The organism is Desulfogranum japonicum DSM 18378, assembly GCF_000429945.1.
Lineage (GTDB): Bacteria > Desulfobacterota > Desulfobulbia > Desulfobulbales > Desulfobulbaceae > Desulfogranum > Desulfogranum japonicum.
Genome location: NZ_AUCV01000008.1, coordinates 104,286 through 121,579, shown reverse-complemented (window position 1 = coordinate 121,579; position 17,294 = coordinate 104,286). Strand labels below are relative to the sequence as shown.

The 17,294-nt window shown below is 45.5% G+C and carries 18 protein-coding genes and 1 tRNA gene; 7 read left to right on the top strand and 12 right to left on the bottom strand.

The annotated features are described in order from the left end of the window. Positions 1-52: 52 nt before the first annotated feature. The 7 genes from G493_RS0107170 to G493_RS0107140 all read right to left on the bottom strand — a co-directional run bounded on the left by G493_RS0107170 (position 53) and on the right by G493_RS0107140 (position 4,340). Complete coding sequence (locus tag G493_RS0107170; RefSeq protein WP_028579826.1) at positions 53-532, bottom strand: CarD family transcriptional regulator; 480 nt, start codon at positions 530-532, stop codon at positions 53-55. 177 nt (positions 533-709) lie between these two features. Continuing rightward, on the bottom strand, positions 710-1,303 hold the full coding sequence (gene pth, locus G493_RS0107165; RefSeq protein ID WP_028579825.1) for an aminoacyl-tRNA hydrolase: 594 nt from the start codon (positions 1,301-1,303) through the stop codon (positions 710-712). Between the two features lie 75 nt (positions 1,304-1,378). Next, positions 1,379-1,936, bottom strand: a complete 558-nt coding sequence (locus G493_RS0107160) for a 50S ribosomal protein L25 (protein ID WP_028579824.1) — start codon at positions 1,934-1,936, stop codon at positions 1,379-1,381. A 46-nt stretch (positions 1,937-1,982) separates the two neighbouring features. Then, positions 1,983-2,921, bottom strand: a complete 939-nt coding sequence (locus G493_RS0107155; RefSeq protein ID WP_028579823.1) for a ribose-phosphate diphosphokinase — start codon at positions 2,919-2,921, stop codon at positions 1,983-1,985. An 89-nt stretch (positions 2,922-3,010) separates the two neighbouring features. Then, positions 3,011-3,085: transfer RNA gene (locus tag G493_RS0107150), tRNA-Gln, on the bottom strand. A 22-nt stretch (positions 3,086-3,107) separates the two neighbouring features. Then, complete coding sequence (ispE, locus tag G493_RS0107145; RefSeq protein ID WP_028579822.1) at positions 3,108-4,016, bottom strand: 4-(cytidine 5'-diphospho)-2-C-methyl-D-erythritol kinase; 909 nt, start codon at positions 4,014-4,016, stop codon at positions 3,108-3,110. A gap of 6 nt (positions 4,017-4,022) precedes the next feature. Beyond that, the gene (locus tag G493_RS0107140) at positions 4,023-4,340 is read right to left on the bottom strand and encodes a DUF1844 domain-containing protein (RefSeq protein WP_028579821.1); all 318 of its coding nucleotides are present in this window, start codon (positions 4,338-4,340) and stop codon (positions 4,023-4,025) included. A 756-nt stretch (positions 4,341-5,096) separates the two neighbouring features. On the opposite strand from G493_RS0107140, the gene gltX reads away from it, so the two are divergent. The 3 genes from gltX to G493_RS0107125 all read left to right on the top strand — a co-directional run bounded on the left by gltX (position 5,097) and on the right by G493_RS0107125 (position 8,656). Further along, on the top strand, positions 5,097-6,581 hold the full coding sequence (gltX, locus tag G493_RS0107135; protein ID WP_028579820.1) for a glutamate--tRNA ligase: 1,485 nt from the start codon (positions 5,097-5,099) through the stop codon (positions 6,579-6,581). A 17-nt stretch (positions 6,582-6,598) separates the two neighbouring features. Further along, on the top strand, positions 6,599-8,287 hold the full coding sequence (locus tag G493_RS0107130) for a glutamine--tRNA ligase/YqeY domain fusion protein (RefSeq protein ID WP_028579819.1): 1,689 nt from the start codon (positions 6,599-6,601) through the stop codon (positions 8,285-8,287). Between the two features lie 138 nt (positions 8,288-8,425). Then, on the top strand, positions 8,426-8,656 hold the full coding sequence (locus G493_RS0107125; protein WP_028579818.1) for a FeoA family protein: 231 nt from the start codon (positions 8,426-8,428) through the stop codon (positions 8,654-8,656). Here G493_RS0107125 and G493_RS0107120 read toward each other — a convergent pair. Beyond that, positions 8,637-8,897, bottom strand: coding sequence for a hypothetical protein (locus tag G493_RS0107120; protein ID WP_028579817.1), 261 nt, complete (start codon positions 8,895-8,897; stop codon positions 8,637-8,639). The genes G493_RS0107125 and G493_RS0107120 overlap by 20 nt on opposite strands. 322 nt (positions 8,898-9,219) lie before the next feature. On the opposite strand from G493_RS0107120, the gene G493_RS0107115 reads away from it, so the two are divergent. From G493_RS0107115 to feoB, 3 genes are all read left to right on the top strand, one after another. Then, positions 9,220-9,543 (top strand): FeoA family protein, encoded by a 324-nt coding sequence (locus G493_RS0107115; RefSeq protein WP_028579816.1) that lies wholly within the window; start codon positions 9,220-9,222, stop codon positions 9,541-9,543. A gap of 30 nt (positions 9,544-9,573) precedes the next feature. Beyond that, complete coding sequence (locus G493_RS0107110) at positions 9,574-9,765, top strand: hypothetical protein (RefSeq protein ID WP_028579815.1); 192 nt, start codon at positions 9,574-9,576, stop codon at positions 9,763-9,765. A 105-nt stretch (positions 9,766-9,870) separates the two neighbouring features. Beyond that, a complete protein-coding gene (gene feoB / locus G493_RS0107100; RefSeq protein WP_028579814.1) occupies positions 9,871-12,051 on the top strand; it encodes a ferrous iron transport protein B in 2,181 nt (726 codons plus the stop codon). 140 nt (positions 12,052-12,191) lie between these two features. Here feoB and G493_RS0107095 read toward each other — a convergent pair whose 3' ends face one another. From G493_RS0107095 to G493_RS0107080, 4 genes are read right to left on the bottom strand one after another with little or no spacing between them, the layout of a single operon-like run. Further along, positions 12,192-12,827 carry a class II aldolase/adducin family protein gene (locus tag G493_RS0107095; RefSeq protein WP_028579813.1) on the bottom strand — a complete coding sequence of 212 codons (636 nt, stop codon included), beginning with the start codon at positions 12,825-12,827 and terminating at the stop codon, positions 12,192-12,194. Beyond that, positions 12,824-13,918 carry an S-methyl-5-thioribose-1-phosphate isomerase gene (mtnA, locus tag G493_RS0107090; RefSeq protein ID WP_028579812.1) on the bottom strand — a complete coding sequence of 365 codons (1,095 nt, stop codon included), beginning with the start codon at positions 13,916-13,918 and terminating at the stop codon, positions 12,824-12,826. The genes G493_RS0107095 and mtnA overlap by 4 nt, the downstream gene beginning before the upstream one ends. Positions 13,919-13,950: 32 nt before the next feature. Further along, positions 13,951-14,346: a hypothetical protein gene (locus G493_RS0107085; RefSeq protein ID WP_028579811.1), complete on the bottom strand. Its 396-nt coding sequence runs from the start codon at positions 14,344-14,346 to the stop codon at positions 13,951-13,953. A 2-nt stretch (positions 14,347-14,348) separates the two neighbouring features. Beyond that, a complete protein-coding gene (locus G493_RS0107080; protein ID WP_028579810.1) occupies positions 14,349-14,702 on the bottom strand; it encodes a hypothetical protein in 354 nt (117 codons plus the stop codon). A 287-nt stretch (positions 14,703-14,989) separates the two neighbouring features. Here G493_RS0107080 and G493_RS0107075 point away from each other — a divergent pair, with 287 nt between their 5' ends. Then, entirely contained in the window at positions 14,990-17,128 is a 2,139-nt protein-coding gene (locus tag G493_RS0107075) for an HDOD domain-containing protein (RefSeq protein WP_084813469.1), read from the top strand. Positions 17,129-17,294: the final 166 nt, after the last annotated feature.

Sequence of the window (17,294 nt, the reverse complement as noted above, 5' to 3'; positions counted from 1 at the left end):
CCTCACAAAACACTTGAGAAAACTTTATACTAATTATACCAATATTTATATATCAGCAAAACAACTGCTCAATCTGCTGTTCAATAGATGTCTCTTCTAGCTCTTGAGCTAAAGAAAGTTCTTTAACGAGAAGGCTTTTCGCTGTATCAAGCATCTTCCGCTCCCCATAAGAAAGCTCTTTATCTTCTTTGAGCAAAAACAGGTCCCTGAGAACAACAGCCACCTCAAAAACGGATCCGGTTTTAATTTTTTCCATGTAATCGCGGTATCTTCTATTCCAAGTCTGAGCGTTGATTTTGATATCACGCTCCTTTAGAATATCAATAACTCTTGTCACCTCGTCACTGGAAATAATAGCCCGAAGCCCAACATTTTCGCTATTGGCGGTTGGAATCATTATAGTCATGTCATTGTCCAGAATTTTCATTACATAAAAACTCTGATCAATGCCACCAATGGTTTGTGTTTCAATGGCTTCTATGAGTCCTACACCATGGGCAGGATACACAGCCATATCACCTTCTGAAAACACGAGATCCTCCGGAAAACATTTAAAAATTCTGCATAATGCACGTACAATATTTTAATCCCGAAAAGGTTTTCACGAATTCATACAATACCATATTTTTCCGGAATAGCAAAGAGTAGCAGCAAGTTTTGTTTGATATTGACGAATATGCAACACACAAACGGTTAATTTCCAGTCTTATCAATCGACTATGGGCAATCCGTTTATTTCATTCATGCAGGCCGCAACACCTTGTGTTAGCAATATGTCCACGGCATCACCGATTCGCCAATATATCTTTTCCAACAATACCTGCTCTTGGGCAGTAAAACGTGAAAGGACATATTTATCGACAGGGATGTCTTTCTGGTTCCCCTTTGACGATGGTCGTCCTACACCGATCTTCATTCGGGAAAATGTTTTTCCCCCTACGTGCTGGATAATCGAGCGAATACCATTATGACCACCGGCACCGCCGTTTGCCACAATTTTAACTCGACCAAAAGAAAGGTCTATATCATCATGTAAAACGACAAGATGATCAAGATCCACCTGGTAATACTCCATAAATCTGACGACAGCTTCACCTGATCGATTCATATATGTTTGTGGCTGTAAAAAAATCAGCCCGCAATGGGGAAGCTTTATCCGGGTAAACAGGCCCTGCATCTTCAGTTTTGGAGCAGAACAGTTGTACACGCCTAGAAGTGATTCAATGGCCATAAAGCCGATATTGTGACGGGTTGCCGTATACTGGCTACCAGGATTGCCAAGTCCGACGAACAGATAATCCATGAATACATTATAAAAAAAATGAGCCGGTTATTAAACCGGCCCATTCATAAAAATACGCATTAAAAATGCTTAATCTCACTGAACAAAAACGCAGGTTACCTCTGGCTTGTCAAGCATGGTTACCTTTTCAGGCAATTCGAGATCGCTGTACTTAAGGCCAGCACCGCCCTGCTCCAAGCTGGTTATATCCGTTGAAATACTATCAGGTATATCCAAAGGGCAACCTCGCAGCTTTACACTTGTACGATTCACGACAAGCTCACCACCTAAATCAACACCTTTGGCAGTGCCTGTATACTCAAGAGGTACTACAAATTCGAGTTCTTTTTCCAGATCGATCTCACGAAAATCCACGTGAATCAAACTGCCGGTGACAGGATCCTTTTGGATTTCCTGTACGACTGCGTGGCGCTTTTCTTTTTTGTCACCTTCAACCTGTAAAGTGACAACAGCATTGCGACCGTGAATATAAAGCATTTTTTTATAGAGCTGTCCTGCATCAAACTGCAAGGCTACAGCCTCATCACCACCGCTATAAACCACTGCCGGCGTAACTTTCTGCATCCTCATCTGGCGCATCGGCCCTTTACCGAATACGGTGCGCACTTTGGACGCCAAATCGACTTGTAACATAAAAAGCCTCCCCTATTCCGGGTTACGAATAAATACTGTATTTGTGTTACACAAAAAGATAGCTGACGGAGTCTTCGTTATGGATTCTTTTAATTGCCTCTCCAAGCAATTTCCCAACCGACAGCACGGTTATCTTTTCACACTGCTTTGCCTCTTCCCTTAAGGGGATCGAGTTGGTTACCAACAACGATTTGATTACTGATTTGTTCAAACGTTCAATAGCAGGACCAGAAAGCACGGCGTGGGAACAACAGGCATGTACTTCGCGGGCTCCCTTCTGCATCAGTATTTCTGCTCCGTTGCAGAGAGTACCGGCGGTGTCGACCATATCATCAAGTAGGATGGCAGTCTTTCCTCTGACATCACCGATAACATTTTCCGCTTCGCACTCATTTGCCTGATCTCTCCGTTTATCTACAATGGCGAGACCTGCATTGAGCCTTTTTGCGAATGCGCGGGTCCGTTCAACTCCGCCTGCATCTGGAGACACCAGAATAACATCATTGAAATTATTCCTGATAAACTCCAGCAGAATTGGAGCTGCATACAGATGATCGACCGGGATATTAAAAAAGCCCTGTATCTGCCCGGCGTGCAGATCCATACTCAGTACACGTCGAGTTCCAACGACCATCAGCATTTCTGCTACTGCCTTGGCTGTAATGGGAACACGTGGGCGGACCTTTCGATCTTGACGCGCATACCCATAATAAGGCATTACAGCAGTGATCCTGCGAGCTGACGCCCTTCTCAGCGCATCAACCATTATAAGCAATTCCATAAGGTTGTCGTTTACGGGAGGACATGTCGGCTGTATCACAAACACGTCAGCTCCTCGAACATTTTCCCCGATATCGACGGATATTTCTCCATCAGAGAATTGCTTCACTTCGGCAGCCCCCAGGGGCACCCCCAGGTAATCACAAATTTCTTTGGCTATCTGCGGATTGGCATTACCTGTAAAAACTTTCATCACTTTGGGCATAACGCATCCCCGTGCATCTCTTATTCACATATCGGTTGCTACTGCAGGCAGGATTGACGAGAGACTAACATACCACAGGGGACAACAAATGGCTGGGGCGGAGGGATTCGAACCCCCGAATGCAAGGATCAAAACCTTGTGTCTTACCGCTTGACGACGCCCCAGCTTATCTTCATTTTGCACTTCCTAGCCTTGGCCACCAACGACCTGAGCCAGACTCACAAAACTTTCGCTCCCTTTAATACGCTGCACGCAATGTGCAGCCTGATGCTCGCTTGCAAATACACCAAATACCGTAGGACCTGAACCCGACATGAGCGCATGAGCAGCTCCACACTGTATCAATGAATGCTTTATCTGTTTAATTTGCCCGTAGCGAGCAGCCGTAACCTGTTCCAAATCGTTATAGAGACAATCCATGGGAAAAGGACAACTACTTCCTTGCCCACAGGACCGCCACCATTTCTTGATACGTGAACGATCTAGGTTAATCTTTTTTTCATCCTCTGTCAATACAAAATTTTCATACACCCATTTTGTCGAAACGGAAAAACCAGGATTGACAACGACAAACCAGTAAGATGCGTCGGAACATACAGGTTTCAATATTTCACCAATTCCTGTTGCAATACAAATAGATCCAGACTGCAGGAAAAAAGGGACATCAGCACCAAGGGAAACTCCGACTTCAGCCATTTCACGGACTCCCAGAGGACTACCATACAACGCATTAAGCCCTGATAATACAGCAGCGGCATCACTGCTTCCGCCACCGAGGCCAGCTGCTATCGGAATCCCTTTTTGTAACGTTATGCCAACCCCGTAGACGGACACTCCCCTGGCTATCAACACGGAATAGAATTTTTCTGCAGCTCGATACGCCAAGTTCGACTGATCTTCCGGGAGGGAACTATCAGGACATGTTAAGCTGATCCCCTGATGTTCGGTCAATGTCAGCTCAACTGTATCATACAGATTAATCTTCTGCATGACCGTTTCCAGGGTGTGATAGCCATCGGAACGCTTACCTGTTATTTTCAAATAGAGGTTGACCTTTGCTGGCGCGTTGATGGTGATAGATTTACTTTTTTCCAAACAAATCTAGCCTTTTTCTATTTTGACGAACTTCATCTTCAACTCATATACAATCCGGCTGAGCAGTTCTTTCTCATCGCTTTCCAAGTTACCTTTGGTTTTCTCTTCAAGCATGGACAGAGTATCAATGGTATGTTTTGCCAAGGCGCGATCAATAACTCGCTGCCCACTCTCCGGGTGAGGCAATTCCCCCATATGAAAAAGAGCTGACGTGTTCAAGGAGAGCACAAAAGATGCAAAAGTTACACAGGGCATGACACATTGCCCATATTCATCCTTCACCATTCCCTCGGGACATTCACCACAACCTGTCTGATTCTCCATTGTTACTTTCTCTCATTTTCTATATATACAGATTAAATCGTTCCAACTTATTCACAGGGGCAGAGCAATACGTATAACTTTGTACTCTTCTTCTGGCCCCATGGTACCGGTTACAGAGAAAACGCCCTATATCTCGTTGAAAATATGACCATAGCCCACAGATGAAATTATAAAAGCACGCATATCTCAAATTCAACGGCAAAAGCTAATAACTATAACGAGAACACCCTTGCCACACAACTCTTTTATCCCCACCCACAAAAGATTATTTCCTGGTTTCTGCAAGAATCAAAACCTTGAAGATATCTCATCTTCAGGCTATAACCACTGTTTTTCCCGACATCAATAACTGAATATTTTTTTCTTATGGAGAAAAGGTATCACGTTTATTTCATTTTGCCCGGAGATTTTTTTATCGCACAGAGGTACACCCGACACATAACCGTTGTGACCTTGCTCGAGATAACAGATTGTGAGATTTCCTTGTGCGGCAGTAACCGTTTTTTGACATTACCTAGGACGCCTACCGCAGGCAACAGAATTTTCACGTTGGCACAGCAACTTATCCAGTTTCACTGTGTATATATTAGGAAACTCCGGATGATAACAATCCTATTAAATTAACTACTCAGGAATATAATTTTTGCTTTTTTCAACAAACAACATCTTCAATCAATTCATAAAACCGTATATATTTGATTCCAGAAGTCATATTGTACTTTCTGCCATCCACACACTACATATTGAGGAATTCCCATGGTAGACGTTCGAGTTCGTTTCCCCCCCAGCCCTACAGGATATTTGCACATAGGCGGTGCACGTACAGCTCTTGTCAACTGGCTTTTTGCAAAAAAACACAATGGCAAGCTAATTTTGCGTATCGAGGATACAGACACCGAACGTTCCACCCAGGAATCCATCGCCGGTATTATTGATGGTCTGAAGTGGCTGGACCTGGACTGGGATGAAGGACCATATTTTCAAACCGAATTCGAAGAGGATCACGTTAAGGCTGCCCAACAATTACTGACAGAAGGTCATGCCTACAAATGTTTCTGCACCAAGGAAGAACTGGATCAAAAACGTGAGCATGCCATGGCGAATAAGCTTCAGGTCGGGTATGACGGCACGTGTCGACATCTCTCTCCAGAAGAAGTAGCCACCAAGGAAGCCCAGGGACTTCCCTACGTGATCCGCTTCAAGGTGCCTGAACGTACCGGGACCCTCTTCTACGACGACGAGGTACTAGGCAGAATTGAACGGAAATACAGCGAAATGGAAGACTTCGTCATTGTCCGCTCCAATGGAAAGCCCCTCTACCTCCTCTGTAATGTCGTTGATGATATCCGCGATCGTATTTCCCATGTGATCAGAGGACAGGATCACATGACAAATACCACCAGACAGGTATTGCTTTATGAAGCTCTGGGCTCGCCACTTCCTGTTTTTGCCCACATGCCACTTACATTGGACCTTCAGAAGCGTAAAATCTCAAAACGCAGTCATGGGGAAGTCGTTGCTGTCCAATTTTACGAAGATAAGGGCTTTATCCCCTGGGCACTCTGCAATTTTCTCTGTCTTCTTGGCTGGAATCCCGGAACTGATCAGGAAATATTTTCAAGAGAAGAACTTATTGAAACTTTTACCCTTAACAGAATCAGTAAGGTCAACTCTGTATTCAACTTCCGTCCAGGTGATCCAAAATTTTTCACCGACCCCAAGCTGATTTCCATTAATGAAGTCTACCTGCGAACCATGGACATTGAAGAATTGGCGGCTATGGTCGCCAAGCGCCTGGAGGCTGAAGGCTTGTGGAAAGAGGAGTATTTTGCTGAAAACAAACAATGGTTCCTGCAAACTCTGGACATGATCCGTGAAAGATTCCATACGCTTGAAGATTTCACGACAACAGGGCGAGCCTATTTTTCCGATGAATACGCAGTGGAAGAAAAACCTCTGAAAAAAAACATTCTCAAGTACCCAGATCTCGTCACCTGGATGCCCATGCTTGCTGACAGGCTTCGCTCTCTGGACGAATTTGACAAGGAAACAGCTGAAGCCGCCACTCGATCACTCGCTACAGAACTTGATATCAAACCCGGCATCCTTATTAACGGGATGCGTACGGTGCTCACAGGTCAGCTTGCCGGTCCTTCAATGTTCGATATTGTCGAAACACTCGGAAAAGAGACAGTGGTGAAACGAATGGAAGACATCAGTCACCTTTATCCTAATAATTAAACGTGCCGGTGGATACCATGAATGAAGAGAACAAAACCAAACGCCCGCTGGATTTCATTCGCCAGATTATCGCAGATGATCTCTCATCGGGTAAGCATGATACCATAGTTACACGTTTTCCGCCGGAACCCAATGGATTCCTCCATATTGGCCATGCCAAATCAATATGCCTGAACTTTGGGGTGGCCCGGGAAAACAACGCATGTTGTCATCTTCGTTTTGATGATACCAATCCAGGCAAGGAATCATCTGAATATGTAGAAGCAATAAAAAATGATGTCCACTGGCTCGGCTACGATTGGGGCGAGCACCTGTATTATGCTTCAGATTACTTTGACAAGTTGCATGATTTTGCAGTGGAACTTATTAAAATGGGTAAAGCCTATGTCTGTCATCTCTCCAGCGAACAAATGCGTGAATACAGGGGGACATTGACAGAAACCGGTAAAGACAGCCCTTATCGCAACAGATCTGTGGAAGAAAACCTGGAACTCTTCTCCCAGATGAAGGCAGGCGAGCTGGAAGAAGGGAGTTGTGCGCTGCGTGCTAAAATAGACATGAACTCACCCAACATACTATTGCGGGATCCGGTTCTGTATCGCATCATGAAGACACACCATCACCGCACAGGTGATACCTGGTGTATTTACCCCATGTATGATTTCACCCACTGCCTTTCGGATATGCTTGAGGGTATTACCCACTCTCTGTGCACCCTGGAATTTGAAAATAACCGCCCTCTTTACGACTGGGTACTGGATACTCTGGCCACTCCATGTCACCCCAGGCAGATTGAATTTGCCCGTCTGAATATCAACTTTACAGTTACAAGCAAGAGGAAGCTGCTTCAACTCGTCAACGAAGGTCACGTATCAGGCTGGGATGACCCTCGCATGCTTACAATTTCCGGCCTTCGCAGAAGGGGGTATACTCCAAAATCCATCAGAAGCTTCTGTGAAGGTGTAGGTATTGGCAAAAAAGAATCATGGATCGACATGGGGGTTCTTGAAAACTCCATACGCGATGATCTCAATGTCACAGCACCTCGCGTATTTGGTATACTAGACCCCATAAAAGTGATCATTACCAACTACCCTGAAAACGAATCTGAAATGCTGGAGGCTCAAAATCATCCCCAGAATGCTGATATGGGCACCCGCCTGGTTCCTTTTTCCAGGGAATTGTTCATAGAACGATCAGATTATATGGAAAACGCACCAAAGAAATTCTTCCGCTTCACAGAAGGACGGGAGGTACGGTTACGGTATGCCTATCTTGTCACCTGTAACAAAGCTATTAAAAACAGCGAGGGGGAAGTAGTCGAACTCCACTGCACTTACGATCCTGAAAGCCGGGGGGGCAACGCACCGGATGGACGTAAAGTGAAAGGTACCATTCACTGGTTGAGCGCGGCAGAAGCCGTTACGGCTGAAATCCGACTCTATGACAGACTTTTCAGTGTAGAGTACCCCGACGCGGACAAAGAAAAAAATTTCAAAGATTTTTTAAACCCCGAATCCCTGCAGGTATTGTCAGGATGCAAGGTGGAGCCGAGCCTACTCAATGCCAACCCGGATGACAGGTATCAATTTGAGCGGCAAGGTTATTTTTGTCTTGACAGCAAAGACAATAATTCTGAAAAACTTGTTTTTAACCGTATTGTGACATTAAGAGATTCATGGGCCAAACTGGCTGGAAAGGGATGACGGCTTTGCCGTGCAGGTTTGTCCTAGAAGTTTTTCTCTGTTACTCCACTGTCAGAAAATTGCAAAATGTTTACCTGGGACCTCTGGTCCCGGGCAAACTGGGATTATTTTTACTCCTCACTTTTTATCAAGGAGCATATGGCAATAATAAATTTACGCCAAATGGCAATCAACCAAAGCGGAACCATTATCTCGGTAAAAGCGACCGGGGAACTAGGTAGGCGAATCCGCGAAATGGGACTGGTACCAGGAACTTCAATTACCGTCCAACAGAGAGCTCCACTTAATGATCCTGTTGCCCTGCGTGTGATGGGCGGCACTTTGACTCTACGTAATAATGAAGCAGACTTTATTGAAGTGGAAATCTGAATAATGACGAGCAGAAGACAACAGTTTCTTCAGGTAACCTGTTGTTTTTCTGCTCGATGCTTCTTTCACCCGGCGCAGAGTTGCTGACAGTTCCTACGCTCAGCTTCATTTCTGTAGATTTCATACAGATAAAAAACAGTGGTGCCCACCTGGAGATAAAACCGCTGAGTCCGTTAAAAAACTTGACCAGCCAGTTGCTCCCCCCCCCTGCCAGATCAAGCAAGAAAAAGTTCCAGGCCATAAAATTCTCCTACTTTTTGAACAATATTTGAAGACTTGAAAGGAGACTGCAGATATACACCTGTTTTTTCCAAATTTGCCTCGACCTGAACGGCAATGCCTGTTTTCGCACAACTCTCCCTGGATAAACTCCACAGAAAGACAGCCCTGTAAGCTCCCGCTCAAAAATTACTCTTGGTATTGTCTCTTTTTCACTTTTCCCCTTTTCAAAGCTATTGACAGTACCCATAGTTTTGGTGTACCTAACATTGATTCGCAACTATAAATTTACAGGTGATCATCCTGTTTTTTTAAACACCAATGGACATAAGCGGTAGAAACACATGAGTGACAAGCAGTTCGCAAAATCCTGCCACCTTTTTAAAAAAATTGGAAAACGGTGTGTACAAGGAAAGAAAAAGCGGCATGTTGGCATTCGCCCTCTTTCCGATACCTGTTGTTGCGGCAGGTTAAAAGTATGTTCTGTACAAGGTGATCGAGAGACCTGCGCCCGCATGGCTCATATGGGAGTTTTGCCAGGTTCAGAACTGGAACTCGTCTGCCCCAACACCGGGAGTCAATGTATGGTGAAAATTAATGGCAGCACGTTAAGCCTTGACCACATTGCTGCAACCAACATTATGGTTACGGCCAGCGAGCAGGGGTAAAAGAAACGTTTTTTGGTGGAAACATTTTCAATGCAGAATCTCATCATTTTTTCCCTGGTAGCCGTAACCATAGTCTACCTGGTCCGTCATATCATGATATCCATAAAAACTACGCTCCGAGGAGGTTGTGGAGGCTGTGGTTGTCAATGCAGCAATGAAATCACCTGCACATTTGATGACCTGAAAAAAAGTATGGATAAAAAACGTCCTTGCAAACAATAACTGTTACAACATCATGTTGCTGGACTTTCTTTGGGTCTCCCCGCCTGCAGCAACCATGAACCTTTCGTAGCATTTCCAAGAAAAATATCTGCTGTCATTTCATCCATGGAAAACGTTATTCATCTCGCCCTGGCGGGAAATCCCAATGCCGGTAAAACCACCCTGTTTAACTTTCTAACAGGAGCCAGGCAACATGTCGGTAATTATCCAGGTATTACTGTAGAACAAAAAGAAGGCTGCTGCATCCACGATGACTTTGGGCTTTCCATTGTCGACCTCCCAGGCACCTACTCACTCACCGCATATTCAGCCGAAGAATTGGTGGCTCGAGATTACCTCGTCAACAATAATCCTGATGTTGTCATCAACGTTGTTGATGCATCCAATCTTGAACGAAACCTCTATCTCACCAGCCAATTTCTGGAACTAGGCACTCCGCTGATCATTGCCCTTAACATGGTCGATGTTGCCGAATCGCGTGGTTTTGTTATTGATGCAGAAAAACTCAGCGAGTTGATAGGAGTGCCCGTTGTTCCCATTGTAGCCCGTTCAGGCAAGGGAGTGAATGCCCTGCTTGACCAGGTGGTTACCATGGTCAGGGATAAGAAACAGACAGAGCCAATACTGCTGCGCTATGGTTCTGACATTGATCAGGTCCTAACACAAATCACACCAGTTATTACAGAACATGGTCTTTTAACGAGTACCTATCCTGCTCGATGGGTCGGAGTTAAACTCCTTGAAAACGATAAGCAGATTATTTCCATTGCACAGGAAGAACAGCCTGAAATAACCCAACAGCTTCTTGATCAGTGTGAAAAGGTTGCCACACACCTGAAAACGACAGCCGGAGTTTATCCGGAATCGGTTGTCGCAGATCACAGATATGGCTTCATCAAGTCCATTCTGCGACAAAACGTGGTCACCCAAAAATTTGTTGGGGACAGACTCTACACATCTGATCGTATCGATAAAATAGTAACCCACCGCTTCCTCGGGCCACTTATCATGGCAGCCGTACTTTTTGGTCTCTATTATTTTACCTTCACATTCAGCGGTTCCCTGGTCGGGGCTTTTGAGTCTACATTTGCATTTCTTTCTTCAACGGCTAATAACCTGTTACCTGACGGCCCCATTAAATCTATGGTGATTTCGGGTATTATTGACGGAGTAGGTGGTGTCATGGGTTTCGTACCCATCATCATGTTCATGTTTTTTGGCATTGCCATCCTTGAAGACAGTGGCTACCTGGCTAGAGTTGCCTTCATGATGGACCGCATTTTTCATACTTTTGGCCTGCATGGCTCATCGGTGATGCCTTTCATTGTTTCTGGGGGTATTGCAGGAGGTTGCGCTGTGCCGGGTGTAATGGCTACCCGTACTCTGCGAAGCCCCAGAGAACGATTAGCTACGTTATTGACAGTACCTTTTATGAATTGTGGGGCCAAATTGCCGGTACTTACCCTGATAATTGGAGCTTTTTTTGCCGATCATCAAGCCGTATATATGTTTTTTGCAACACTCCTTGCATGGATGGTCGCCCTGTGCGCAGCAAAATTTCTTCGTCTGACGGTATTAAGGGGAGAATCGACCCCTTTTGTCATGGAACTGCCCCCATATCGCTTTCCAACCTTTCGCGGCTTACTTATTCATACCTGGGAACGTACCTGGCAGTATATGAAAAAGGCCGGTACAGTTATTCTTGGCATTTCCATACTTCTCTGGGCCATGATGACGTATCCTTCGCTTCCAGAATCGCAAGTTGCAAAATTTGAACAGCAACATCAGGAAATAGCGACAAGTTATCAAAAGACTGACGGAGAACAATCAGAACAAGCATATGAAATGGCCCTGCAGGAGCTACAGAGTCAGGAAGCAATGACCAGATTGCGTCACTCCCTGGCAGGTCGTATAGGACTCGCGATGGAAAACCTTACCCAACTCGCGGGTATCGACTGGAGAACCAACATTGCCCTTCTGGGAGGTTTTGCAGCCAAAGAGGTTATCATCTCCACACTTGGGACAGCATATTCCCTGGGAGAGGTTGACCCGGAAGAATCAACACCACTGAAAGTGAGGTTGGCTGAAGATCCTAACTGGAATCCTGTGGTGGCCTTGGCCGTCCTTGTTTTTATCATGTTTTATGCACCTTGTTTTGTCACTGTCGTCTGCATTGCCAAAGAATCAGGCTCCTGGAAATGGGCTTTTTTCTCCATTGGCTTCAACACGACACTGGCTTTTCTCATGGCCGTGGGAATCTTTCAGCTGGGTACCATGTTGGCATGACCATGATTGTATGCGGTTAAAAGCACTATAGATATGTCCGATTTGACAGGCGAACTATATATGTACGCCTGTCAAATCGTTCGTAGAGGTAAATCAAAAAAGGGAGACTCAGCGGGTTGCTGGTGAACGCTCACCAAGCTTCAGGGCTTATAGGTTGCAAAACGCTCCAACACCTCCCTCATGTCTTCTGGGCTTAGAAGAGGTGGCTCAGGATTGATCTGCAGCATCTGAACATATATCCTGGCAAGGGATTCCACTTCAATGGCAAGGGGAAGAAGGGCGTCAGGAGAAACAGTGTGGCAAATCATTCCATGATGCCCCATGAGACAGGCTCGCAGTGGCCCCATAGTTTTGACAATGGAATCAGATAGTTCCTGCGAACCAAAAGGCCGGTAAGCAGTACAGGGAATATGGTCCCCTCCGGCCATGGCGACCATATAGTGAAAGGCCGGGATATCTCTTTCCAGGCAGGCCAAAGTAGTACACCAGGGAGAATGGGCGTGTAACACAGCTCTGCTTTGCGGATGGTTGAGATACAGATCCCGATGCAACCGCCATTCCGATGAAGGTTTCCTTATACCCTCAAAGGTACCGTCTGCTTTAACCAGTACCATATCTTCTTCCGTACACTCTACATAAGGCAGTGCCGACGGAGTGATAAGGAACCCGTTCTCCACCCAGACGCTGATATTGCCCGCAGTTCCCTGATTGAGACCACAGGCATTCATCTCACGGGCCGTATGCAGCAAAAATTTGCGCATTTTCTGTGTTTTCATTCCAGATGTTCCGGGTAAAGGCCCAACAGACCTTCTTTCGATGCTGAGCATATCCCTCGTTCTGTAATCAAACCTGTCACCAACCTTGCAGGGGTAACATCAAAAGCATAATTCGCTGCGGGGGTGCCTTCCGGAGCAATGCATATGGTATCTACACGGCCGTCGCAGAATTGTCCCTGAACAAAGAGCACTTCCTCTTCATCGCGGATCTCTATGGGAATAGAGAGCCCTTCCTGCATCTGCCAGTCAATGGTAGATCCGGGGAGAGCAACATAAAATGGGATATTGTTATCTTTTGCAGCCAGAGCCTTAAGATAGGTTCCGATCTTATTACAGACATCCCCATTGGCAGCAGTTCTATCCGTTCCGACAATGCACATGTCCACCTTGCCATGCTGCATCAGGTGCCCACCCACATTATCTACGATCAGATGATGGTCGATGCCTGCCATACATAGCTCCCAGGCAGTGAGATGCGCGCCCTGATTTCGTGGACGGGTTTCATCAACCCATACGTGCACAGGGATTCCCAACTGTTGTGCTTTGTAAACAGGTGCCAGTGCAGTTCCCCAATCCACAGTCGCCAGCCAGCCGGCATTACAATGGGTCAGGATATGAACAGGTTCAGATTTCCCTTTTTTTTCCCATATTTCCTGAATCACTGCAGCACCATGACTACCCAGAGATTCATTGGCTTCCACATCTTCGTCGCAAATGTTGGCTGCTTCCTTATACCCAACCTCCAACCACTGAGAGGTCTCGACGGACAACAATTTTCTCTGCATACGATCTACTGCCCACTGCAGATTGACAGCAGTTGGCCGACACGCTATTAACTTTTCGCAGATCTGATGCAAATGTTCTTCCGTGCAGGACTCATGCAGGCCAAGGCAAACCCCGTAGGCAGCCATGGCTCCGATGAGCGGCGCACCACGCACCCACATATCACGAATGGCCTCCATGGCATCTTCCGCAGTGGAAATTTCGGCAACAACGAAATTGTGGGGAAGGCGGGTCTGATCAATACACTCCACATCTCGCCCATTGGCAGCCAGCCAGAGGGAACGGTACGGTTTTCCTTGAACCTGCATATTACTATCCTTTTTATCCTGTTGCCTTACGCCTATTTATCTGAAGGGACAAGTTCAGGGGTCCAAAAAATAACCCCTTTTCCCTCAGCTTCTTCCCAGAAGCTTTCACCATCCCATTCCATCTGCTGGTCGTGATAGCCGTTATGCATGACTTTCATGGTTATCTTGTCTGTGTTCTCCAGTTCTTCTTCCTTGAATTGGTGAATACCGCGAAGAGGCGTGTTTCCGAGATATATCCACCTTTCACCACATGGCAACTCGGTACCTGAAAGCTTATATAGCACCTGAGACCCCTCTGGCTCAGAATTCACTTTAAATCTGACACTGACTGTTTTGGATGAGCAGGCACCCAGCAGGCAGACGCAACATCCGAGAATTGCCATGGATGCACTCTTTCTCAAAAGAGTACTGTATGTTGGACGCAGCATGATTAATTCCCCCTTTTAATGAGGTCTGCTTTAATAGGCTGGGCATCTTTCTCAGCCTGTTCACGAGTATCATGGCGAGTATTCACCCAAAAAGAGGTAATCTCTTCTTTATACCCTGTTTTACGCATTTCAACGGTAACATACTCTGGTTTGCCGTCCTCACCTTCCCAAAATCCCACACAAGGGGTGGTACATAACGAGGCATCGTCTTTTAAATTTACAACTTCGGCACCGGGTGGTTCTGTGGTAAATTTCACAGCACCGTAGGTCTTCTGCTTGGCGCAACCGGTCAAAGCTGCAAGACACCCCGCCAAAGCGATGGAAGCAATGGTCAGTTTCCAGTTTTTTGTACGCATGATTCTCCTCTTGTATTCCCCAAAGACGGTAAAACAGGGGATAAATTATTCATAATTTGTTCCAGGAAGACTACCTAAGTAAAAGCTACGGGGTCAAGGTAAATTTACAGGAAAACGTATCTCCTGGAAAAGATTTCTTAAAAACTCCTTGCAAACATCATCCGCCACTATGTAGAAATATTACAGATACACATCAGAACATAAAAAAGCCCGTTCTGTTTATCGAATTCTCTGTTTAACGTAGCAAAAATCTGCATACGCATTAACCACATAGACCATACCCTTTTATGAGCTCTTCCTCCAAGGTGTTGCAGCGTCTCTCGCTTTCAAAACAATTACCCAGTATGCCGCCCATTCTTCTGCAACTTATCAAGGCCTGTCGCGACCCGGCCCTTGATCTCGCATACATAACCTCCATTGTGAATAAAGACGCGGCCCTTTGTGCAAAAACCCTGCACCTGTCCAACTCCGCCTATGTGGGAGCAAAAAGAACTTTTACCGATATAGGGCAGGCAGTTGTCTACCTTGGGGCAGATACTATTAAAAATCTGGCCATAACAACGTCAATCAGGCAGATTTTCAAAGGTATTCAAACTGAAAAGCAAGTCTCAATACAATATTTTTGGTACCACAGTCTTTTTTGCGCTGTTCTAGCTGAAAAAATTGCCGAAACTCTTTCCCCACGACAATCACAGGACGCCTACCTTGCAGCTCTTCTCCACGACATTGGCAAGCTGGTTCTCTGGGTAGTGTTTCCTGAAAAATATGAACAGATTCTGCATGGTAATGAATCCTGCTGGAATCCCACATTAAGGCAAACAGAACAAGAACTGTTAGGGGTAGACCATACAGAGGCCGGAAGTTGGTTATGTAAAAAATGGCACCTTCCCGACACCATAGGTAAGGCGATAGGACAACACCATCATCCGCTGCCCGCCAGTATGCCATCCGACACACTTCCAGGCATTATTGCAGCCACAAATTTGCTTGCCCACGCGGCCCTTCCGCTCCAGACAGACCAGCTACGGACAGTGCTGAAGTTTACCGGACTCTCCATGGATAAACTTGGTCAACTTCATCAGCAGACCACCCAAAACCTGATTGAGATGGCTGATGCGTTTGCCATACAGATCCCGCCAGAACCTCCTTCTGACTATTTGGGAAAAAATAATTCTCCGCAATCAGATGAACGAGTGATGGCTCAACTGGCTGAAACAACTCAAAGTGCGGCCTCGCTGGCAGGAATTCTCGAAGAACTTCTCAGCTGTATAACATGGCAGGATACCTTGTTAACAGTAAGGCGGGCGCTGTCTCTCCTTGTGCATCAGGACCAGGTACTGTTTGTATTACCCACCCAGCAGCCCAACCATTATCGAATAGTTCACTCTGAAAGCTGCAGACAGCACAGTGCGGCCCATATAGACGTGTTTTCCCTGCATAAGGATAAAACCTGTATATTCTACAAACCTTATACAACAGGAAAACTTGCCTGTATATCAGTAAAAGAAATCAGTTCTCAGCAAACAGACATCTTCCTCACCCAAATAATTGAAACCCTTAATCAGCCGGCATTGCTTGTCATCCTGCCACTCTTGCACCTGAATGAAATTGAGGGATTTATGGTAATGGGAGTACATCATGCTGATCATGACGGAGTACTCAACCAAACGTCAATTCTCGAACTCCTTGCCAGGCACACGGCACTCCAGCTGAATATGGAAAAAAACAGAAGGAACAAACAGGAAATCATACTGCAAAAACAGCTGGATTCAGCCTCGCTCTTTGCACAAAAGATAGGGCATGAAATAAGCAACCCCATAGGTGCATTACGAAACTATATGCAGGTGGTACTTCTCAAAGAGGCAAAAGGAGAAAGATTTCAGTCTGAATTAAATATTATCAATGATGAACTTGAGCGTGTCAGCCATCTCATTCACAAATTACAAAATTTTCCAAAAGAAAAAGAATACAGCGAATTACACGAAGTAAACCTCAATAGAATTATTGAAAAAATCGTTCTGCTTTGCAAGGCATCTATCCCACCCCATAAGAATATAGCTATTACTTTTCAGCCCTGTTCAAACTCCTCTCCTGTTATAGCAACAGATGCCGCCATCAGCCAGATATTACTAAATCTCATTACCAATGCCATTGATGCCATCGAACAGGATGGAAAGATCCGGATAACCACCGAACATCATAACAACCAGATCTCAGTTACAGTGTCTGATACTGGTATAGGTATACCTCCGGAGACAATGAGCAATATTTTCATGCCGGGAGTAAGTAGTAAAAAAAACAACCACCCCGGTTTAGGCCTTGCAATCACCAAAAAAATACTATTAGACTTAAATGGTACTATCAAATACAACAGTTCCAAAGGCCAGACGCATTTTACCTTTACATTGCCTGCGGCAATACCGTGAACAATCCTTATCACGAAAGCTCTCATTGCGTTCTTAAGCCAATAAACACCACCGTATATTACGGGACTTAATTGTTCACCGGCACTCCAGGGAGTCGCCCCGGAGGCGCTTACATCCGCATACACGATTTGGCAGCCAACGTGCACATACATGAAGCACTGACAAT